General features: G+C 66.0%; 13 protein-coding genes and 1 pseudogene. 4 read left to right on the top strand and 10 right to left on the bottom strand.

From position 1 onward, the window contains the following. Window positions 1-4: 4 nt before the first annotated feature. The 10 genes and pseudogenes from ACFSX5_RS11870 to ACFSX5_RS11825 all read right to left on the bottom strand — a co-directional run. Window positions 5-355, bottom strand: a pseudogene (locus tag ACFSX5_RS11870) (SDR family oxidoreductase); the annotation flags it as partial. A 181-nt stretch (window positions 356-536) separates the two neighbouring features. Then, on the bottom strand, window positions 537-1,595 hold the full coding sequence (locus ACFSX5_RS11865; RefSeq protein ID WP_386833676.1) for an ABC transporter ATP-binding protein: 1,059 nt from the start codon (window positions 1,593-1,595) through the stop codon (window positions 537-539). Between the two features lie 12 nt (window positions 1,596-1,607). Continuing rightward, window positions 1,608-3,809: a glycoside hydrolase family 2 protein gene (locus tag ACFSX5_RS11860; RefSeq protein WP_386833675.1), complete on the bottom strand. Its 2,202-nt coding sequence runs from the start codon at window positions 3,807-3,809 to the stop codon at window positions 1,608-1,610. Window positions 3,810-3,816: 7 nt separating this feature from the next. Beyond that, window positions 3,817-4,635 (bottom strand): carbohydrate ABC transporter permease, encoded by an 819-nt coding sequence (locus ACFSX5_RS11855; protein ID WP_386833674.1) that lies wholly within the window; start codon window positions 4,633-4,635, stop codon window positions 3,817-3,819. Beyond that, the gene (locus ACFSX5_RS11850) at window positions 4,632-5,462 is read right to left on the bottom strand and encodes a carbohydrate ABC transporter permease (protein WP_386835633.1); all 831 of its coding nucleotides are present in this window, start codon (window positions 5,460-5,462) and stop codon (window positions 4,632-4,634) included. The genes ACFSX5_RS11855 and ACFSX5_RS11850 overlap by 4 nt, the downstream gene beginning before the upstream one ends. Before the next feature lie 352 nt (window positions 5,463-5,814). Beyond that, window positions 5,815-7,089 carry an ABC transporter substrate-binding protein gene (locus ACFSX5_RS11845; RefSeq protein ID WP_386833673.1) on the bottom strand — a complete coding sequence of 425 codons (1,275 nt, stop codon included), beginning with the start codon at window positions 7,087-7,089 and terminating at the stop codon, window positions 5,815-5,817. Between the two features lie 89 nt (window positions 7,090-7,178). Beyond that, entirely contained in the window at window positions 7,179-8,171 is a 993-nt protein-coding gene (locus ACFSX5_RS11840; RefSeq protein WP_386833671.1) for a LacI family DNA-binding transcriptional regulator, read from the bottom strand. A 47-nt stretch (window positions 8,172-8,218) separates the two neighbouring features. Beyond that, entirely contained in the window at window positions 8,219-8,524 is a 306-nt protein-coding gene (locus ACFSX5_RS11835) for a TM2 domain-containing protein (RefSeq protein WP_386833670.1), read from the bottom strand. 70 nt (window positions 8,525-8,594) lie between these two features. Next, window positions 8,595-10,727 carry a penicillin-binding protein 1C gene (gene pbpC, locus ACFSX5_RS11830; protein WP_386833668.1) on the bottom strand — a complete coding sequence of 711 codons (2,133 nt, stop codon included), beginning with the start codon at window positions 10,725-10,727 and terminating at the stop codon, window positions 8,595-8,597. Beyond that, window positions 10,724-16,219: an MG2 domain-containing protein gene (locus tag ACFSX5_RS11825; protein ID WP_386833667.1), complete on the bottom strand. Its 5,496-nt coding sequence runs from the start codon at window positions 16,217-16,219 to the stop codon at window positions 10,724-10,726. The genes pbpC and ACFSX5_RS11825 overlap by 4 nt, the downstream gene beginning before the upstream one ends. 624 nt (window positions 16,220-16,843) lie before the next feature. Here ACFSX5_RS11825 and ACFSX5_RS11820 point away from each other — a divergent pair. The 4 genes from ACFSX5_RS11820 to ACFSX5_RS11805 all read left to right on the top strand — a co-directional run bounded on the left by ACFSX5_RS11820 (window position 16,844) and on the right by ACFSX5_RS11805 (window position 21,938). After that, window positions 16,844-18,430, top strand: a complete 1,587-nt coding sequence (locus ACFSX5_RS11820; protein WP_386833666.1) for an MGH1-like glycoside hydrolase domain-containing protein — start codon at window positions 16,844-16,846, stop codon at window positions 18,428-18,430. A 76-nt stretch (window positions 18,431-18,506) separates the two neighbouring features. Then, entirely contained in the window at window positions 18,507-19,811 is a 1,305-nt protein-coding gene (locus ACFSX5_RS11815) for an ABC transporter substrate-binding protein (RefSeq protein WP_386833665.1), read from the top strand. Between the two features lie 116 nt (window positions 19,812-19,927). Beyond that, entirely contained in the window at window positions 19,928-20,821 is an 894-nt protein-coding gene (locus ACFSX5_RS11810; RefSeq protein ID WP_386833663.1) for a carbohydrate ABC transporter permease, read from the top strand. 346 nt (window positions 20,822-21,167) lie between these two features. Beyond that, the gene (locus ACFSX5_RS11805) at window positions 21,168-21,938 is read left to right on the top strand and encodes a carbohydrate ABC transporter permease (RefSeq protein ID WP_386835632.1); all 771 of its coding nucleotides are present in this window, start codon (window positions 21,168-21,170) and stop codon (window positions 21,936-21,938) included. Window positions 21,939-22,034: the final 96 nt, after the last annotated feature.

Raw genomic sequence — 22,034 nt, 5'->3', positions numbered from 1 at the left:
CATCCTAGATGTTCTGGCCGCCGGAGATTTCGATGCGCTGGGCGGTGACCCAGCGGTTTTCCGGGCCCAAGAGGCTTGCCACCGCAGGGCCGATATCCTCGGGGAGGCCGACGCGGCCGAGCGCAATGATGTTGGCGAAGGCCTGGTTGTAGGCCGGGGTGTCGCGCACGGCGCCGCCGAGGAAGTCGGTTTCGATGGCGCCGGGGGCGACGACATTGGCGGTGATGCCGCGGCTGCCGAGTTCGCGGGCGAGATAGAGCGTCAGGATCTCGATGGCGCCCTTGGCCGCCGAATAGGCGGAGAAGCCGGGATAGGAGGCGCGGGTCAGCCCCGAGGAGAAGTTGACGATGCGCCCGTGCCGCTGATCGAGGCGCGGCGGCGGATGTTGAGCGAGGGCGAGATGATCAGCAACGCCGCCTATGCGGTGGGCTACGAAAGCGTGCCGCAGTTCACCCGTGACTACCGGCGGCTGTTCGGCCTGCCGCCGGGGCCGGGAGCTGAGGGCGGCCAAGGCGCAGATGCAGGCGGCGTGAGCGCTAGCGCAGCCGCCGGCCGGCTTCGCTGAAAACCAGCAGTTGCGCCGGGTCGAAATGGGCGCGGTAGCTGTCGCCCGAGGCGAGCTGGCGATCGTTGTCGGTGGCTATGGTCAGCAACTCGCCGGCGGAGCCGCGGGCATAGGCGTAGGTTTCGCCACCCAGGTGTTCGATGAGTTCCACGGTGACATCGAGAGCGGCAGGGCCCTCGCGGCGGAAGTGTTCGGGGCGGATGCCGACGGTGACGGGCGTGCCATCGGAGAGCTTCACCGGCGAGGGCACGAGATTGGCCGGGTAGTCGGTCAGCCGGATGGCGCCGTTCTCGACGGTCCCCTTGAGGAAGTTCATGCGCGGCGAGCCGATGAAGCCGGCGACGAAGAGATTGTCCGGATCGTCATAGAGTTCGAGCGGCGTGCCGACCTGCTCGATGGTGCCGTCGCGCAGCACCACGATGCGGTCGGCCAGCGTCATCGCCTCGACCTGGTCGTGGGTCACGTAGATGATGGTGGTCTTGAGTTCCTGGTGGAGGCGGGCGATCTCGATGCGCATGTGGACGCGCAGTTCGGCATCGAGGTTGCTGAGCGGTTCGTCGAACAGGAAAACATCGGGTTGGCGCACAATGGCGCGGCCGATGGCGACGCGCTGGCGCTGCCCGCCGGACAGTTCCTTGGGATAGCGGCCCAGCAGCGGCTCGAGCTCGAGGATGCGGGCGGCCTCGGCGACGCGGCGCTCGATCTCGGGCTTGGGCGCACCGGCGAAGCGCAGGGCGAAGCCCATGTTGTCGCGCACCGTCATGTGCGGGTAGAGCGCGTAGCTCTGGAACACCATGGCGATGCCGCGCCGCGAGGGGTCGACATCGTTCATCCGCTCGCCGCCGATCTCGAGCTCGCCGGCGGTGATGGTCTCGAGCCCGGCGATCATGCGCAACAGCGTGGACTTGCCGCAGCCGGAGGGGCCAACGAAGACCACGAACTCCTTGTCGCCGATGTCGAGATCGACGCCCTTGATGACCTCGACCGCACCGAAGGACTTGCGGACGCCCCTGAGCTTTAGTCCGGACATGACGACTTCCCCCTAGTTCGCCGTGAGCGTGATGGACTGGCGGCCGAGCCGCTCATTGGTGACGGTGACGGTGATCGGCCCCTGCCCGGTGGCACGGACCCAGAACCCGGTCGATCCGGCGCGCAGCGGAACCAGTGCCGGGCCCAGGCGCTCCCCTGCTCCGCCGACCTCGATGCTGACCGGATCGGAGAAAAAGGGCAGCTTGTTGCCGGCCTGGTCGAGCGCGCGGACCATCACCCGCACTGTTTCCCCCAAACCTGTCAGGTTTTCACCATCCGCCTGCACTTCGAGCGTCGCCGGTAACGGATCGCAGACGAAATTCACCTCTTTCATCGCCTTGCCGCCGACATAGCCGGTGATGGTGGCGCTTTCCCAGGACATGCCCCAGCGGCCGAGTTCTTCGTCGCTGAAGTCCTTGCGGTCCATCACCACCGGCGCATGCGGCAGGTGCGGATAGGTCTCGCGATCCGGCGTAAAGCGCTTGGGCGGGTTGTTGCCGTAGCGCAATTCCACGTAATCACAATTGGTTAGCACGATCAGCGGCAAGACGCCGCCGATGTTGCGCTCCCCGCGTGCCCAGAAGGTCACCGGCTTGAGGATGACCTCCTCGTCCGGATCGCACTGGCTGGCATAAGCATAGGCCGCAAACTTCGGCTCGCGGAACATGTCCATGACGCCATGATGGCAGATGCGATCGCCGGAACCGAAGTCCTTGTGAGTATTATAGTCGAAGGCGCACCAGCCTATACAGCCGGCAATCTGCGGATCACCATAGGCGGCATTCATCACCTCGAGATGACGGCGCACATGTTCTGCCTGGCGCTGCTCCTGATCATGCACCTTGGTGGGATACATGTGCCCGCCATACTCGGTGATCATGTAAGGAACGACGCGATCGAGCCCGGTGACTTCCTGTTGCGGGCGCAGCGGCGTGCGTGGCCGGTTTCCGCCCAGTTCCTCGTTGCCGAGGATGAAGTCGTTCATGGTGTAGACGTCTTCGAGCAGCTCGCTTTCGGTGATGTAGCGGACCCCGCCGGTGGGGCGGGTGGTGTCGAGCTCATGCGCCAACTTGTTGGTACGAATGTAGAAATCGTGGTCGTCCTGGGATTCGTTGATGCGCACGCCCCAGATGACGATCGACGGATGGTTCCAGTCGCGGGTGATCATGCGGCGGACATTCTCGACGGACTCGTCCTTCCACGCCTCGCCGCCGATGTGCTGCCAGCCCGGGATTTCCTCGAACACCAGCAGGCCCAGTTCGTCGCAGCGGTCGAGGAACCAGTGTGACTGCGGGTAGTGCGAAGTGCGCACGATGTTGAGGTGCAGCTCGTGCTTGAGGATCTCGGCGTCGCGCTCCTGGGCCGAGCGGCCCATGGCATAGCCGGAATAGGGGAAGGACTGGTGGCGATTGAGGCCGCGCAGCTTTAGTGGCTTGCCGTTGAGCTTGAACCCCTCCGGAGTAAACTCGACCGAGCGGAAGCCGAAGCGGAAGGTGGATTCATCCTGGCCGTGGGTCGTATCCAAAGTGACGGCGAGGGTGTAGAGGGCGGGATTATTGATGTCCCACAAGGAGATGCCGGGGAGATCGTCGAGGGCGATCTCGATGCTGGTGCTGTCGAGCGAAGCGTCGGTGGTGGCGATGGTGTTGCCCTGGCTGTCCTTGAGGGTGGCCAGCAAGGTGCCCGAGAGCGGCAGGTTTTGGGGGTTGGCGATTTCGATGCGGGCACGGAGAGATTTGTGGTCTGCCAAGACGTTAGGGGTTTCGATCTTGGCGTTCTGGACGAAAATCGGGCTGGTGACGCGCAGCCAGACGTCGCGGTAGATGCCGGCATAGGTGAGGTAGTCGATCTGCCCGCCAAAGGGCGGAATCTCGGGGTTTTCGCTGCCGTCGATGGTGACGGTGAGGACGTTCTCGCCCGGCTGCAGCTTGCCGGTCAGGCGCACCTCGAAGGGGGTATATCCGTCACGATGTGACTGCGTTTCGTTGCCGTTGAGGCTGACTTTGCAGTTTGCCATGACGCCATCGAAGACAATCGACACTTCCTTGCCGTTCCAGGAGGGATCGGCGGTGAAGCGCTTTTCGTAGGTGAAGGGGCGCTGGTAGCTCTTCTCGTCGAAATAGCTGAAGGGCAGCTCGACGGCGGTGTGCGGCAGGCGAACGGTCTCGCTGCCTTCGAAGAGCCAGCCGGAATTGAAGTCGATCAGGGGACGCATAGTTTCTCTATTTGACGGCGCCCAGCATGCCTTCGACGAAGCGCCGCTGGAGCAGGAAGAAGATGACGAGAGTGGGCAGGGTGGCAAAGATCGCCCCGACCATGACGACGCCCCAGTCGGGCGTGTAGGCGGAGGTGAGGCCCGCCACCACCAGAGTGAGGGTCTTCATCTCGTTGGTCTGCAGCACGATCAGCGGCCAGAGGTAGTTGTTCCAGTTGGCCATGAACACGATGATGGTGGCGGCCGCATAGGTCGAGCGCATCACCGGCATGTAGACGTTGAAGAAGATCTGCCATTCCTTGAGGCCGTCGATGCGGGCGGCATCGCGCAGCTCATGCGGGAAGGCCTTCGTCGCCTGGCGGAAGTAGAAGATGATGAAGATCGAGGCGACGGTGGGCAGGATGATCGCCTGGTAGGTGTTGATCATCTTGAAGTTGGCCATCATCACGAAGAGCGGCACCATCAGGGCGGCAAATGGGATGGAGAGCATCAGAAGCAGGCCGGCGAAGACCCGTTCGCGGAAGCGCGAGCGGAACATCTCGAAGCCATAACCGGCGAGCGAGGAGACCAGCAGGGTCAGCGCCGTGCCGACGCCGGCAATGAAGAACGAGTTGAACAGGATCCTCGGCATGTCGACCGAGGAGAAGAAGGTGACCATGTTGGTCCACAGCGCGCCGCCGGGCGTCGCTTTGCCTTTGAGGATGTCGGCGGAGGTGTTGGTGGCGCCGACCGCCATCCAGAAGAAGGGGAACACCGACACGAAAGCGGCGATGCTCAGGAGCAGGTAGGTGGCGACGCGGCCGAGAAGGGCGGTTGGATTGCTCATGCGCGGCGATCCCGGGCGGCGAGGAACTGCAACAGGCTCAGAATGCCGACCAGTACGACGATGACGTAGGACACGGTCGCGGCGTAGCCGAAGCTCGGCATGAACTTGAAGCTGAGATTGTAGATGTAGAGCGACAGCGTCAGGGTGGCGTCGGACGGACCGCCCTGGGTGATCAGGTTGGGCTCGTCGAAGAGCTGCAGCGTGCCGATTGTCGAGATCACCGTGGTGAAGAGGATCACCGGCTTCAACATGGGCACGGTGATGTACCAGAAGCGGGCCCAGGCCGGGACGCCATCGATACGGGCCGCCTCATAGATCGACCGGTCGATGTTCTGCATCGCGGCGAGATAGAAGATCATGTTGTAGCCGGTCCACCGCCAGGTAATGGCGGTGATGATGACGACCTTGGCCCAGAACGGATCGGCCAGCCACGGAATGGGGCTGCCGATGATGTGCAGCGCCATCAGCATCTGGTTGACGATGCCGTCCTGCGCGAACATCGACTTGAACACCACCGAATAGGCGACCAGCGAGGTGACGCAGGGCAGGAAGATCGCGGTGCGGAATAGGCCCCTGCCCCACAGCCGGCTGTTGTTGAGCGCATTGGCAAAGAGCAGGGCCAAGATCAGCATGACCGGCACCTGGACCGCGAGGAAAGTCAGGGTGTTGGTGAGTGCCCGGATGAAGACCGGGTCCTGGGTGAGGCGGACGATGTTGGCAAAGCCGCCGAAGCTGAGATTCATGCCGCGGCCGACCTGGAAGCTCATCCAGAGCGACCACAGGATCGGGTAGATCATGAAGATGCCGAGCAGCACCAGCGCCGGCATGACGAAGAGCCAGCCGTTCACCTGTTCGCTGCGGCCGAGATTGGGGCGCGTGCGACCGCCTCGCGCTCCGATGCTCGTGGTGTCCGCCCCTGCCACCATCTTTGCTTCTCCTCACCTTCCCTGAGGGATTTCCGCACCGACATCCACCGGCTGTCATCCCCGCGGAAGCGGGGATCCATCTTGAGATCTCAGGATGGGCCCCGGCTCAAGGCCGGGGTGACATCGAGCAGGTAGATGCTGCCGTCCTAAACAGTCCCGTTGGCCGACGGCCCCGCGCACACTGCCGAGGCAGTTGCCGCGCGCGGGGTCGCGGGAGGCCGGAGGCGCTGGGCGCCTCCGGATGGCTTGAGCCTTACTGGGTCTGCTGACGGACCTGGGCGTCGATGGCGGCGGCGATCTCGTCGACATTGCCGCCGCTGGTGAGCGCCGGGATCTGAGCGACCACGGCAGCGTCGGCCTCGTTGGTGAAGATGCCGTAGTTCACAGCCGGGATGGCGCCGAGCCAATCGGAGAAGTTCTGCCAGACGGGCGCACCGCCGAAGAAATCGTCGCTGGCCGAATAGGCTTCGCCTTCACGCGCGGCGAGGAGTGAGCCGAGAGCGCCCTGGTTGACCAGGATCTGCTGATAGAATTCGGTGTCCTGACCCCAGATGGTTGCGAGGAAGTCGATGGCGGCTTCCTTCTGCGGGCCGGCAGCCATCACGTACCAGCTCGAACCGCCGAGATTGGAGGCGTGGGTGGCGCCTTCCACATTGGCGAGCGACGGGATGGGGGCGATGCCCCACTGGCCGGACTGATCGGGGTTGGCCTTGATGGTGCCGGTCATCCACACGCCGGTGACGGTGCCGAGGGTGTCGCCGGAGGTGAAGGAGCCGGTATATTCCGTCCAGCCGGCAACCGGCTTGGTGATGCCGGAGGCGACGAGGCGCTGGTAGGTCGCGAGCGCTTCCTTGAACACGGCATTGTCGGCGATGGTGACGTTGCCGTCGGCATCGAAATACCAGGAACCGGCGGACTGCATCATGATGCGGAAGATGCCGGCATCGTTCGGATCGATCGGGAACATGATCTGTCCCGTCTTTTCCTTGACGTCGAGGCCGATCTCGATGAGCTCGTCCCAGGTGATGTCCTGGAGGGCATCGGCGCTGTAGCCGGCCTCTTCGAGGATGTCGGACCGGTAGAAGAAACCCGTGACGCCGGAGTCGAAGGGCAGCGAGTAGACTTCGCCATTCAGGGTCGCGAGTTCGACCTTGTAGGGCGCGAAGCCAGAGTAATCGATGTGGCTGGTCAGCGGCTCGAAGGCGCCGGGGAAGGACTGCAGGTACTTCTGGGCACCATAGTCTTCGATCAGCACGATGTCGGGAAGGCCATCGGTGGTGCCGGAGGCGAGCTGCGCCTGCAGCTTGGTTTCGAGGTCGGCCTTGGCGAAGTCGACGATGTTGACGGTCACGTCGGGGTGCTCGGCGGCGTAGCGCTCGCCTGCGAGCTTCATGGTCGCGCCGTTGAAGTTCGGGTCCCAGGCCCAGACGGTGATGTCGACAGCCGACGCGGCGGTCACACCGAGCATGCTGACGCCGGCGAGCGCTGCGACGAGCGTGCGCTTCCAGCCCGTAGAAATGCGGGTCATTCTATCCTCCCTTTGGCGGGTGTATCCTCATTCACCCTGGGGAGGAGCGTAGCCGCATCCAAACGGCCGCGCAAGATTTCAGTAAATATTTACCCCGGCATTCCACCGCCCGGCAGGCGGGTGCTGGCGCGCCAGACCAGACGCGAAGCGAGGGTGATCTGCTTGGCCAGTTCCCGGCCGCCGACGCGCTCCAGCATCAGCTCCACCGCGGTCTCGCCGATCTCCTCGGCTGGCAGGTGCACGGTGGTTAGCGGCGGGTTCAGAAACTGCGCCACGGAGACGTCGTTGAAGCTCGCCACGCCGATGTCGTCGGGGATCGACAGCCCCTTTTCGTGAATGGCGCGGTAGGCGCCGATGGCCATGGAATCGTTGAAGGTGATGATGACTTCGGGCGGCCGCTTCTGTTCCAGAATCTCGGTGGTGAGGCGGTAGCCGCCCTGCTCGGTGTTGTCGCCGCTACGGAACATGCGGTCGTCGAACCAGCCGGCCTGGGTCATCCACTGCACATAGGACTGGGCGCGCCGATCGCCCCAGCCGATATAGGCGATGCGCCGGTAGCCAGCGGCGGCGAGCTGCACCAGGAGCTTTTCCATGGCGAGCCACAGATCGGCATGGACGCCATCGAGCTGGTCGTCGGCGGGGGCGAAATCGGCGAACACCAGATGGCGGGTGTGGCGGCGGAGCCAGTCGATCTCGTCCTCGTCCTGGCGGCCGATAGCGATGACGCCGGAGGCGCTCTGCAGCATGGCGGCGTCGGGCCGGGCATCGGTGTGGTAGACCTTGACGGTCTCGACCTTCAGCGCGGCGCAGCGGCTTTCGATGCCGAGGCGGAGGCCGACGTAGTAGGGATCCACCAGTTCCTGCTCGGGGCGAAGGAAGTGGACCAGCGCAAGCTTGGTCAGACCCTGCTGGTTGGCGCGGTTGCGGTTGCGCGGGGTGGCGTAGTTCAGCGCCTCGGCGGCCTCGATGATGGCGTGGCGCTTGCGGGTCGAGATCGACAGCGTCGGATCGTAGTTGAGGACGCGCGAAACGGTGGCGCTGGAGACGCCAACGGCAGCCGCGATTTCCTTGAGGGTGACCATGCCGGAACGCTAGGGCGGCGACCGGCAGGCGTCAACCGCGGGTTCGGCTAGCGGCGACCCAGAAGGCGATCGGCGATGCGGCTGTTGCGGCCGGCGGCGATGCCGGGGATCAGCAGCGCATCGATGAGCCACCACAGGCCGACCAGCGCCCAGAGGAAGCCGAGGACGCCGAAGCTGACCAGGGTCAGCAGCAGCACGGCGGCGGAGAAGGCCAGCATGATGAAGCCGCTCAGCGGCTTGCCGAGATAGAAGCGGTGCGCGCCGACATAGCCGAGGAAGAACCACAGCACATAGGCCACGAGCAAAGACTTCTTCTCGATGTCGTATTGGGCAAACGCGCGATCGCTGGCCATGGGACCTCCTGATGAGCAGGTGCTAATTGGGAAGTGTCGGGCCGCGGTTCAAGCACCGCGCTGCAAGCGGCTAATCCAGGAAGACGGTGACGCTGTCCCCCTGCCCGGCTGCATCGACCACCGACAGGGTAACATAGCCCGGCCCGTCCGGCTCCCAGAAGCTCTCGCGGGCAAAGGCCGAACGGCCGAAGGGCGCGCCATTGGCAAGGAAAGTGAAGGGCGGCACGCCGTTGCGTATGCGCACCATCAGCGGCGAGGCTTCTCCGGCGGAGAAGCCGAGATCGACATCGACGCCATCGACGGGAAAGGCGATCTCCGGCGCCGCCTGGCGGGCGACGAGGCCGCTATCGGGGTGGCGGAAGCGGCGCAGCGGGTCGGGCAGTTCGGTGTTGGAGGCTACAAGAGCACCGGCAGGGGCGCGGGGCAGCGGCGCCTTGCGCGGGCCGAGGCGATCGAAGGCCTCGAACAGCACCGGGGCCGCGGCGGTGATGCCGGCCATGCCGGGCACCGGAGCACCATCGGGGCGCCCGACCCAGACGCCGATCACGGTGCTGCCGTCGAAGCCGATGGCCCAGGCATCGCGATAGCCATAGGAGGTGCCGGTCTTGTAGGCGATGCGGCCGGGCGAGCCGTTGAGCGGCGGCGGCACGTCGGCGAGGATATCGGCCACATACCAGGCGGCGATCGGATCGAGCACGGGGGCGGGCTGACCCACCGGCGCCTCGCCGGGACGGCTGCCGTCGACGAGGTGGACCGGCATGCCGCCGCGGGCGAGGGCAGCATAGGCGGAGACGAGGTGGCGCAGCGTCACGCCGACGCCGCCGAGGCCGACGGCAAGGCTCGGGGCCGTATCGGTGGGCAGCGTCATGGTGGCATAGGCGCGGCGCAGGCGGGCGACAAGGCGGGCAGGGCCGACGGCATCGAGCACGACGATGGCGGGGATGTTGAGCGATTCCGCCAGCGCGGCGCGGATGCTGACGGTGCCGCGGGTGAAGCCGTCGAAATTGACCGGGACATAGGCGCCGAAGGCGGTGGGGCGGTCCTCGATCAGCGATTCCGGGTGGGCGAGGCCGAGTTCGAAGGCGAGGCCATAGATGAAGGGTTTGAGGGTCGAGCCGGGGGAACGAACGGCCGTGGTCATGTCGACGAAGCCCTTGCTCTCGGTGTTGAGCAGGCCGGAGGAGCCGACCGAGGCGAGGATTTCGCCGGTTTCGATGTCGGCGGCGACGATGGCGACGGAGACGCGGGGGGCGATCAGGCGGGCGCGGGCGGCGGCGAGGCGCTCGAGCGCCTCCTGAAAGGGGCGGTCGATGGTGAGCGGGATTTCTCGGGCGGCAGGCCGGGCGCGCACGGCCGATTCCGCCAGGTGTGCGGCGAGCATCGGGAAGGCGCGGCGGGCAGCGGGAATCGGCTCGTGCTTGGCGGCGGCGGCCTCCTCCGCCGGCAGGGCACCGAGGGCGACGAGGCGGTCGAGCACCATGTCGCGGCTGCGCTGGGCCGCGGCGGGATCGCGGTCGGGACGGCGGGCTTCCGGGGATTGCGGCAGGGCCACCAGCAATGCGGCCTCGGCTGTGGTGAGGCGGGTCGGCTCCTTGCCGAACCAGGCGAGGCTGGCGGCACGCACGCCCTCGATGTTGCCGCCATAGGGGGCGAGGGTGAGGTAGAGATCGAGGATCTGCTGCTTGCTCAGCGTGGCTTCCAGCCGGTCGGCATGGACCATCTGGCGGAGCTTGCCGTCGAGGCTGCGGGTGGCGCTGCCTTCGAGCAGGCGGGCGACCTGCATGGTGAGGGTGGAACCGCCCGAGACGACGCGGCCGCCGGCGAGGACGAACTGGCCGGCGGCGCGGAGCATGGAGTTCCAGGCGATGCCGTGATGCTCGTGAAAACTCCTGTCTTCATAAGCAATCAGCATGTCGAGGAAGCGCGGATCGACCTCGGCGTGGGTGACCGGCAGGCGCCAGCGGCCGTCGGCGGTGGTGAAGGGGCGGAGCAGCCGGTGCTCGCGATCGACCACCGCGACCGAGACGGGCACAGCAGCCGGATCGGGGGTCGGCGGCAGGGTGGCGGCGATGCCGAGGACCACAGAATGAACGTGGATGAACGCTGCCAATGTCAATGTGAACAGCGAAAACCCGGCAAGCGTCAGCCACCGCACCCAAGGGCGCGGTGGCGATGAACCGATGCTGTCGTCCGGGCTGGTCATCGCCCGGCCGGGGTCACCTCGACCTCGCCGCTGCCGAGCACGGCGCGCCGCTCGGGGCGGTACATGTCCTCCACGGTGGTGCCGGGCAGCACGAAGGTGCCGGGCGAGGTGGCACGGACCATATAGCCGGTGGTGATGGGGCCCTCGGGCTCGGAGAAGAAGCGGAAGGCGGCGACATACTGGTCGGTGCGCGACTCGACATGGACCGGCGAGTTGAGCTGGAGCCAGTCGAAGTCGGAGGCGCCCTCCCCGGCCGACAGGTTCGGGTTCTCGATCTCGAAGCCGGCGGGCAGCGGGTCGGCGACGAGGTACTGGCCGGAGCCGAGGTCATCGACCCACATGTCGATGACGACCACCAGGCGCTCGTTCTGGGTGAGCACGGTGGTGGTCGGATCGATCTCGGTGCCGTCGGGCAGGTAGTAGGTGCGGCGCAGTTCGAAGCCGTTGGCGGAGGCCTCGGGGGGCTCGACCGGATAGCCGGAGGTCGAGACCATCACCTCGGTGGCGTCGTTGCCGGTATTGGCGACCTCGATGCCGTCGCCGAGTTCGGCGGCGGTCAGCTTGCGGTAGACGGCGCCGGTGGCGGCTTCACCCGCGACAGTGACGGAGCCATCGCCGGCATCGCGGCCGAGGGCGGCGGCGGCGAGCAGGGTCCAGGTATCCTCCTGGGTGGAGGTGTAGTCGGATCGGTCGCGGAGCTTGGCCAACTGGTTGGTGAGGGCGACGAGGTCGAGGCCCTCGGGGTGGAACTCGGCGGCAAGGGCAATCACGCCGGCGAGGTCGCGCATGTGGCTGCCATAGTCCGGACGGTAGTCGCGGGTGTCGGGCGTGCGCAGGTTGTCGAGGGCGGCCTCGAAGGCCTGGGCGGCGCGGGTCTGGTCGCCGTAAAGCGCCAGCGCCGCACCGAGCTGAGCCTGCGCCAGCGGGGTGGCGAAGGCGTCGAGCCGGGCTTCGTGGTAGTAGCGCAGGTCGCCGATGGCGGCACGGCCGGCACGGGCGAGGTCGTAGAGCGCGTAAGCGATATCCTCGCCGCCCTTGTCGAAGTCCGAGGCGTAGGACAACTGGTTGGCAAGGCTGTCGAGCGCCCGGGTGAGGGCGAGTTCGGGCACGTCATAGCCTTGGTCGCGGGCGCGCATCAGGAAGTCGGTGACGAAGCCGTCGAGCCAGAAGTCACCGCCGTCATAGGGTCCCCAGAGGCCGAAGCCACCGCTGGAGCTCTGCTTGGCGAGGATGGCGGTGATGGCATCGGCCACGGTCTTGTCGATCTCGCCGTCTTCGCCGAGGCCGATGCGGGACGCCACTTCCTCGAGGTAGAGCAGCGGCAGGGCACGGCTCGAGACCTGCTCGGCGCAGCCATAGGGATAGCGGCTGAGCGACTGCAACAGGCCCGGGACATCGAGGCGGGCGAGCGGCCCGATAGCGAGGGTGATCTCGCCGGTGTCCTCGAGATAGTCCTGCAGGTAGTCGGGGCCGACCGTGACCGTTTCCCCGGCAGGGAGCGGCAGCAGGCGTCGCGACATCGTCATGGCGCTGACCGGACGGACGCCGAGCAGCAGTTCCTTGGTGAGGGTCGAGCCGTCGGGCTGGGTCAGCGTCACCACCACCGGCACGTCACCGATGGCGGTACCGGAGAGGGTGAGGTCGAGCGAGGTGCGTTCGCCTTCGGCCAGTTCCATCTCGGTATTTTCGGCATCGGTGCTGATGCCGTCGCCGAGGCTGAGGCCGACGGAATAGGTGCCGGCCTCGCCGGACACGTTGTTGACCTCGACCAGGAGGCGCGACTCGTCGCCGACGCGCAGGAAGCGCGGCGGGCTCAGGGTCACCACCACCGGATCGCGGACGATGACGTCGGCCGAGGCGTGGCCGACGGCGTCGGCAGTCCAGGCCATGGCCATGACGCGGACGGTGCCGGCGAAGTCGGGCATGTCGAAGGTGACGGTAGCGTTGCCGTTCTCGTCGACCTCGACGATGCCCGAGTGCTGGGCCACCAGAACGGTGGTGGGCGGAGGCGTGCCGAGGCGCGAGCCGCCGCCATCGCCGCCGGAGCGGAGGGCGCCGGGCAAGCCTTGCGTGGGATCGATCAACTGGCCGTAGAGGTCGCGGATTTCCACGCCGAGCTGGCGCTGACCGAAATACCAGTCGTCGGGCGCCGGCACCTGGAAGTTGGTGAGGTTGAGAATGCCGAGGTCGACGGCAGCGACGGCCACATAAGCCTCGGTGCCGGCGGCGACATTGCCGAGTTCGACGGTGACCTCGAGGCTCTGGCGCGGCAGCGTCTCCTCGGGCACGTCCAGCGTCACGTCGAGCTTGCGGTCGCCCGGATCGACATCGGCGAAGGCAAGGCCGAGGGCGCGGGCCGGCATGCGCTTCTGCGCCGCGTCCGCCGGGCGATAGAGCGCGGCGGTGACATAGGCGCCGGGGCCCCATTCCTCGGTGACCGGCAGCGGCACGGTGGTGCCACCCCCGGGCACGTCCACCGCCTCCATGCTGATGATGCGGTTGTCGACCACCATAACCAGCGCAGTGCCGGCGAACTGCGGATCGAGCCGGAGCTGGGCGGTGTCGCCGACGCGATAGGACGGTTTGTCGAGAGCAACTTCCAGCGTGTCGGGCGTGTTGGAGCCGGCTTCGGCATAGTAGTAGCCGGCATAGAACTCGTAGCTCGACGAGTGCGGGTTGCGGCCGCCGGTCTCGACTTCGAGCCGATAGAGGCCCCAACGCACATTGGCGCCCACGCTGGCGGGACCGCCCTCGGGAATATCGACGGTGCCGCTATCCACTTCGCGCGGCGTGGTGATCGACTCCCAGCGCCAGGACGAGCCGTCGCGGTACCATTGGTAGCTGGTCTCGATGCGCGACAGGCTCCAGCGGACGCCCTTTTTGGCGACAGCCTCGTTGTCGGGCGAAACGGCGATGATGTCGAAGCGGGCTTCGCTGCCTTCCTCGATGCCGGAAGGATCGGAGAAGGCGGGGCGAATGCCGAGGCGATCACCCGAAGCCTCGACGGGCCGGGTGATGCTGCGCTCGACGGTGCGGCCATTGGTGTCGACCAGGCGCAGCAGCACCTGCGCTTCCAGCGGGCGCGTCGTCGAGGCCGGCTCGGGCAGCACGATCTCGGCCACGGCGGCGCCCGTGTCATCCGTATAGGCGACGACGCCGAGCGGCTCGCGGCTGGTCTCGGTCGTGTCGTCCTCGCGGCCGAAGGTGTAGCCGGGGAAATCCGGCAGCGTGGTGCGCGGACGGACGATCGCATCGGCTTCGACCGCGAGATTGGGCGCGGTGGCGCCGTAGAGGTATTTGGCGGCGACGTCGATCTCGGTGGCTTCGCCGGGGATCATGGCGCCTTCGGGGGCGCTGAGTTCGAAGGCGAGGCGCTCGGGCTCGAAATCTTCGACGAGGAAGCTGGTGCTGCTGAGCGAGGCGGCATCGGGATCGGCATAGAGCCTGAGCGTCCAACTGCCGCGCATGGCCTCGGCGGCCATGGGCAGAGCGGTGAAATAACCGCCCTCGCCTTCCTCGTTGAGCACCTGGCGGTTGGCGACCACGCCATCGGGACGTTCGACCTCGAGGGTCAGCGGCATGCCGGTGACGGCATTGGCGCGCTCATCGCGCAGCAGCGCGGTGAAGAACACGGTTTCGCCCGGTCGATAGACGCCGCGTTCGGTGGTGGCGAAGACGTCGAGCGGCCCCGGCGAGGGACGGCCCTCGACGCCCCGGTCATTGAGATCGAAGGCAGGACGGGAGAGGTCGAGGAAGGCGTAGTCGCCCTCTCCGGTTTCAGCGACCAGCAGTTGCGGGGCGCGACCGCCCTCGCCGCGGGCAAGGCCCGGCGCGAAGATGGCGCGGCCGTCGGCATCGGTGGTGGCTTCGCCCAGGATCTCGTTGTTGCGGGCGACAAGCCGGACGCTGGCGCCCTCGACCGGCTCGGCGCTGGTCAGGCCGCGGACGAAGGCGTGGACGCCGTCATCACCCTGGATCGTGGTGAGGCCGAGATCGGTGACGATGAACCATTGGGTAGCGAGGTCGCGCCAGTACTCACCTTCCTCGCCCTTGACCCTGGCGGTGATGACATAGGCGCCGGGCTGCATGGTGCCGATCGCCTCGCCCACCGGCACGGCGGTGGTCGTCATGGCGTTGCGCTCGCCCTGAGTGAGGTCGACCTCGCCCTCGAACACCAGTTCGCCGGTCTCCAAGGCCATGTTTTCGGCCGAGTATTGCGAGAGATCACCGGCGAAGACGCCGTCGCGCACCGCCATGGCGATGGACCGATCGCCGATGCGGTAGATCATGATCTCGGCAGTTTCGGCGTTGACGGAGCTGATGGGCAGACCGCCAGCAAGGCCCGAGGGCATCACATAGGCGGTGTTGGCGAAACCGACAAAGGCGGCGCGGTCGGGCACGTAGACGTCGAGTGCGACGTCCTTGCCGAGAGTTTCGCCATCGGCCGAGCTGAGCCCGGCGCGGAAACGGATGGCGTAGCGGCGGCCATGCTCGAGGCCTTCGACGCAGATCTGGTCCTCGGTGGTTTCGATCGCCGCCTGCGGCGCGTCGGGAACGACCACATAGCTGGCGAGATCGGCGCCGCTGCGGGACAGCGGATCGGAGAAGACGACGCAGACGCGCGGCGTGGCACCGTCGGAGTCGACCTGGTGGCTGGTGATGGCAAAGCCATGCTGGGCGACGACCTCGTCGAGATGAGCTTGCAGCACCTCGTTCGGCACCAGAGCCAGGCTGGCGCGATAGGTCGCGATGGCTTCGCGATACATCTCGCGGAACTCGATGGCATAAGCCAGCGCCCGCAACCCGCTGGCGCGCTCTTCGATGGATTCGGCGCGGAGGAACGCGTTCATGGCGGCAGCACCGGCGACGCGGATCAACTCCGAACGGCTGCTGTTCTCGGTGTCGGCAATGTGCTCGAGCCGGCTCAGGACGGCATCGGCCAGGGCGAGCCAGACCGCAGGGTCGTTGCCATTGATGCCGAGCGCCTGGCGGTACGAGATGATCGCCGCGGCCGGATTATCCTCGGACATCGCCGTGTCGCCGGCGGAGACCAGCCCGGCATAGGTGGCCTTGGGCGGCGGCGCATCGGTGGTGGGCAGCTCGTCGACGAGGTCGCGGGCGGTGCTGATGATGTAATCGGCGGGGAACGGCAGCTCGGCCTGGCGGACAACCTGGGTCACGGCCGGTGTGGGCGAGCGGACGACGCGGCCGGAGGTAGCGCCTTCATAGGCGGTCTCCTCGCCGACGGTGCCCTTGAGGAAGCACCAGCGCGACTGCTCGTTGAAGGTGAAGGCGCGGCAGATCCGATCGTCGGCACAGGCCGCCTGACAGGCCTCGAGCGTGGTGTTGCGGCTGATGGAGTAGTCGAACCCGGGCAGGTCCGTGCTGGGCAGCAAGGTGATCTTCGGATCGGCAGCGGTGGCGGGCAAAGCCCCGGCGAGCATGAGCATGGCCGCGCCGAACCAGCGCACCCACAAACGGGTCTGCTGCATGATGTCCCTCCAATGCCCCACCGCGGCGGGCATAATAAGGAGGGCGAAGAGCCCGGTAAAGCTCCCGCGGCTGGCGAGGTTACTTGGCGTTGTTTCGGTTGGGAGCGGAACATCTTTCCCATGGGGGAAAATACCACTCCGTGAGGTTCGGACTGCGCCCTGAACTTGTCATCTTGTATGGCAGTTTAAATGATCTAACTTACTGATGTGTATAAGCATTTTTGGTTGACCAACAGCTATTTCAACAAAATCGTTGACTTACGGGCGGCCGTCGGCACATCTTCCATACATCCAAGTGGGAGCAACCCCTCAGGAACGGCCGGAGACACGTCATGGACCCCGAGGGGTCCAGCCAGGGTATGTGGTCAAGCGTGAGCTACGCGGGTTTTCTTCGGTCTGACCGTTCACCACGGACCGATGCTGAACTCGACCTTCTGAGAGGCCCGTAAGGATCTCAACCGTGCGGTCGCGGTTGGCGGGACATCCCCTTCCCAGCAGCGCCGCAGCAGACACCGAAAACGGTGCGCGGGAGGCAGGGGTGACGGGTTTTCAGGCAGCCAAGGGTGGCGGTTTCGCAGCGGCGCAGTGCGCCGGCGGCTGCTTGCGGCTGGCCGGAGGGGTGGCATGAGCGCCCTGCTCGAGCGACTGCGTACCCGGCCGGAGTTCGGTGCCGGGGCCGTGCGCTTTGCCGCCTCCAGCGAGGCGATGGAGCGGCGCCACGACGACGCAGTGCGGGAACTTGCCACCTGCATCAAGCCGGCGCCGGGGCCGGAGCCGATCCTGCAGGAAGGCGGCATCTATTTCGGCTGCTGGCTCGAAAGCACCGGCACCATCAATGCGGAACTGCTGAGCCGCTTCCGACCCGACGTGGCCGCCGACACCTTTCTGGGCTTTGCGCGGCACCAGCGCGAGGACGGGCTGTTTCCCTACAAGCTGACCAAGGACGGCGCCGCCTTCTCGCAGATCCAGACGGTGACGCCGCTGGCCCGCTCGGTGTGGACGCACTACCAGCTCAACGGCCGCGACCAGAATTTCCTCGCCAAGATGTATTCGGCCATGAGCCGCAACGATGCCTGGGTGGCGCGCTGGCGCGACACGCGCGGCACCGGGGCGGTGGAGGCGTTCTGCGCCTATGACACCGGGCACGACCTGTCGGCGCGCTTCTGGCACGTGCCGGACTCGCCCAAGGGGAACGACCCCAAGCAGTTCGACCTGTCGAGCCCGATCCTGCCGTTCATCGCACCGGACCTGACCGCCAATGTCGCCTGCCAGCGCCGGTATCTGGCCAGGATGGCGGAGGAGTTGGGCGAAGACGGCGCGCCATGGCACGCGAAGGCCGAGGCCAGCGAGCGGGCGCTGTGGGCGCAGTGTTTCGACGAGGCCGACGGGTTCTTTTACGACCGCGACCGCAACGACCGCTACGTGCGTGTGCGGGGCGACGTGCTGCTCAGGGTGCTCGCCTGCGAGATCGGGGACGCGGCGTTCTTCGCCGGAGCGCTCGAGCGTTATCTGCTGAACACGGCGAAGTTCTTCGCCAAGTACCCGTTCACCTCGCTGTCGCTGGATGACCCGCGGTTCGATCCGGCCTTCGACTACAACAGCTGGTGCGGGCCGACGAACTTCCTGACGCTGATCCGGGCGGCGCATGCCTTCGAACATCACGGCCGGCATACGGAACTGAGCTGGGTGATGCAGCCGACGCTGACGGCACTGTTCCGCGCCAGCCGCTTTCCGCAGACGCTGAACCCCTTTACCGGCAGCGCCGGGTTCACCGAGAGCTATTCGCCCTCGATCCTGTGCCTCCTCGATTTCGTCGAGCGGCTGAGCGGCATCCAGCCGCGGCCGGACGGATCGCTATGGTTCACCGGGCTCACGCCAGCGCAGATCGAGCATCGCGACGAGACGCACGAGACCGCCTACGGGCGCAGCGTCGACGGGGCCAGATTGGAGCTGGTCAATGCCGAAGGACGCGCGCGGGCGTGGCGGAACGGCGAAATGCTGTTCGACGTGCCGCAGGGCCTGCGGGTGGTAACGGCGCGGGACGGCACCGTCACCGGCTTGATCGGCCTGCGGGCGACGCCGGTCACCGGCACCGTGCGGATCGATGGGCAGGAGATCCCGGTAGCGATCGCGGCCAATGAGGTGTGGCAGCGACGAGGAGGAGAGTTCGTCCGGGTTGAGGCGCCCGGGCTGACGGCGCCGAGGAGTTAGGCGCAAGAAGTTTCACCGGCGGGCAGAGGGACTGACCCGCCGAGGTGACGTACGTAGCTCATAGGGAGGACACGACGTGAGCAAGTTCAACCGCAGGCAATTCCTGCACCGGTCTGCTGCAGGGGCCGGCTCGCTGATGGCGGTGACGGCGCTGGGCGGGCTGCCCGCCTTCGCGCAGGACCGGCAGATCCGGCACTTCTGGTGGGGCAACCCGGAGCGCGACAAGCGCACCTTTGCCGTGATCGAATTGTTCAACCAGAAGAACCCGGGCATCGTCGTCACCGGCGAGACGCTGGGCTTTGCCGACTACTTCACCAAGCTCACCACGCAGATTGCCGGCGGCAACATGCCGGACGTGATCCAGCAGGGCTATGGAGTGCTGTTCGAGTACATCAACAACGGCGCCGTGGTGCCGCTCGACGACTATGTCGGCAAGACGCTCGACATCTCCAAGATCGACCAGAGCGCCATCGATGCGGGCACCGTGGACGGCAAGTTCTATGCACTGTCGATCGGTGCCAACTCGCACATGGCGATGTTCAACACCCGCCTGTTCGAGGAAGCGGGGATCGTCCCGGGCGAAGACTTCGACCCCTATGGCTATACCTATGACGAGCTCAGCGAATTCGCCGCCGCCATCAAGGAAGCCACCGGCGTGCCGGGCACCGACGACAACACCGCCGACTACCAGAACTTCTCGGACTTCATCGCCCAGAAGGGCGTGGTGATGTGGGACGCCGACGGCACATACGGGGCCACCCAGGAGATCGTCGAGGAATACTGGAGCATCTGGGAGAGAATCCGCGATGCAGGCGGCACGCCGCCGGCGCAGGAGACGGCCAGCCTCGCGGGCGTTGCCGAGTTGAGCCAGACGGGCGTCGTCACCGGCAAGTCCGCCATGACCTATCTGTGGAGCAACCAGCTCGTGGGCGTGCAGGGGCTGATGGAGGACAAGCTCGGGGTCGCCATGTACCCGAACACTGCCGAGATGATCCCCGGCTCGATCGTGCAGCCGTCGCAGTTCGTCTGCCTCACCCGCGACAGCGTCGATCCGGAAGCGGCCACGACCTATATGAGCGCCTTCGTCAACGACATCGAGATGACGCAGATCCTGGGTCTCGAGCGCGGCATTCCGAGCCAGAGCGATGTCCGCGCCGCCCTGCAGCCGGAGCTGACCGAGGTCGAGGCCCTATCGGTCGAGTTCTTCGACAAGATCCAGGGCAAGACGGCGCCGCTCGGGCCGCCGCCGCCATCGGGTGCGAACGAGGTGGAGCAGACCTTCGAGCGGCTGGCCGTCGCGGTGCTGCTGAAGGAGCGCACCATCCCCGAAGTCGCCGCCGACTTCATGCAGCAGGCTCAGGCGATCCTCGCCCGCGCCTGAGGCTGACGAACAGGTCCTGCTCTCCTCCCGGGGGCAGGATCTTCCGGGGTGGGCGTGCCGGTGGCACTCCCTGACGGCACACCCACCCTGTCTTCAACGGAGGTTTTCGGGTCGAGATGGAAAAGTTCCTGCGCCGCAATTTCGCGGGCTACGCGTTCCTGACGCCATGGCTGATCGGGTTCTTCCTGCTCGCCATCGGGCCCATCCTGGCCTCGCTCTATCTGAGCTTCACCAAATACAACATCGTGCGGCCGCCGCAGTGGATCGGGCTCGACAACTACGCCTACATGTTCCAGTTCGACCAGCGCTTCTGGAAGGCGCTGCAGGTGACGTTCACCTTCGTGGTGCTGTCGGTGCCGGCCAAGCTGATCTTCGCGCTCGGCGTCGCCATGGCGCTCGACAAGGGCATCCGCGCGGTCGGCTGGTACCGGGCGCTGTTCTACCTGCCCTCGATCCTCGGCGGCTCGATCGCCGTGGCCATCCTGTGGCGGCAATTGTTCAGCTATGACGGCGTGGTGAACGCCGTGCTGCGCTTCTTCGGCGGCGACGGCCCGTACTGGCTGGCCGACCCCAACTATTCGCTGTGGACGCTGGTGGTACTGGCGGTGTGGCAGTTCGGCTCGCCGATGCTGATCTTCCTTGCCGGCCTGCGGGCCATACCGACCGAGCTCTATGAAGCGGCCGAGATCGATGCGGCGGGGCCGGTCAAGAAATTCTTCGCCATCACCGTGCCGCTGCTGGCGCCCGTGATCTTTTTCAATCTGGTGCTGCAGATGATCGAGGCCTTCAAGAGCTTCTCGGGTGCGTTCGTGATCTCGGGCGGCCGCGGTGACCCCTTGGATTCCCTGCTGTTCTTCACCGTCTATCTCTACAACGAGGCGTTCAGTTTCCTGCGCATGGGCTATGCCTCGGCGCTCGCCTGGGTGCTGCTGCTGGTGATCGCCCTGTTCACCGCCATCGCCTTCTGGACCAGCAAATACTGGGTCCACTACGAGAACGAGAGGGGATGAGGATGCTCATCTTGTCCTCAGATCTTGCGACGCCTGGGCTCCCCTCCCCCTTGAGGGGAGGGGCCGGGGGTGGGGGTCCATCGGTGGATCACAGGACCACCCCCACCCCAGCTTCGCTAGGGCCTTGCAGGCCCAAGCTGCGCTACCCTCCCCTCAAGGGGGAGGGAGGGCGAAACAGCGGCTTCTCGGTTCATGGAGACATCCGATGACCGCCATGACCTCGACCTCCCCTGCAACCGTCAGCGACACGGCCGCTCTGGCCCTGGCCTACCGCGAGACACGTGCCCGGCGGGCGCGGCGAGCGGGCTTGCTCAAGCACCTGTTCCTGATCCTCACCTCCTTCGTGATGATCTATCCACTGCTGTGGATGGTCGCGAGTTCGCTCAAGCCCGACAACCAGATCTTCGGCGACCTGTCGCTGTGGCCGTCGACCTTCGACTGGCAGAACTACTGGCAGGGCTGGAATGCGCTGCCGGTCAGCTTCACCACCTTCTTCTGGAATTCGACGGTGGTGACGGTGCTGAGCGTGATCGGCAACGTCATCTCCTGCTCCTTCGCGGCCTATGCGTTCGCGCGGCTGGAATTCAGCGGCAAGACCATCTGGTTCGCGCTGATGATGATGACACTGATGATCCCGTACCATGTGGTGCTGATCCCGCAGTACATCATGTTCCTGAACCTGGGGTGGGTGAACACCTACCTGCCGCTGATCGTGCCGCGGTTTCTCGCCGGCGACGCCTTCTTCATTTTCTTGATGATCCAGTTCTTCCGGCAGTTGCCGCGCGAACTCGACGAGGCGGCGATGATCGACGGCTGTTCGCCGTTCAAGATCTACTGGGCGATCATCATGCCGCTATCGCTGCCGGCGATGGCGACCGCCGCGATCTTCAGCTTCATCTGGACCTGGGAGGATTTCCTGGGACCGCTGGTCTATCTCAACGACATGAAGGACTACACCGTACCGCTGGCGCTCAGGATGTTCATCAGCCAGGACAGCGTCTCGCAGTACGGACCGATGTTCGCCATGTCGATCCTGTCCATCCTGCCGATCGTGTTGTTCTTCGTGCTGTTCCAGCGGCTGATCATCCGCGGCATTGCGATGAGCGGACTGAAATGAGCGGGTTCCGCCTATTTCTCCCCTCCCCCTTGAGGGGAGGGGTTGGGGGTGGGAATCCACAGGACCACCCCCTCCCCGGCCCTCCCCTCAAGGGGG

Source organism: Devosia albogilva, assembly GCF_042685625.1.
Classification (GTDB): Bacteria; Pseudomonadota; Alphaproteobacteria; order Rhizobiales; family Devosiaceae; genus Devosia; species Devosia albogilva.
The sequence above is the reverse complement of the archived record's forward strand: the minus strand, read 5'-3'. Positions and strand labels throughout refer to the sequence as shown.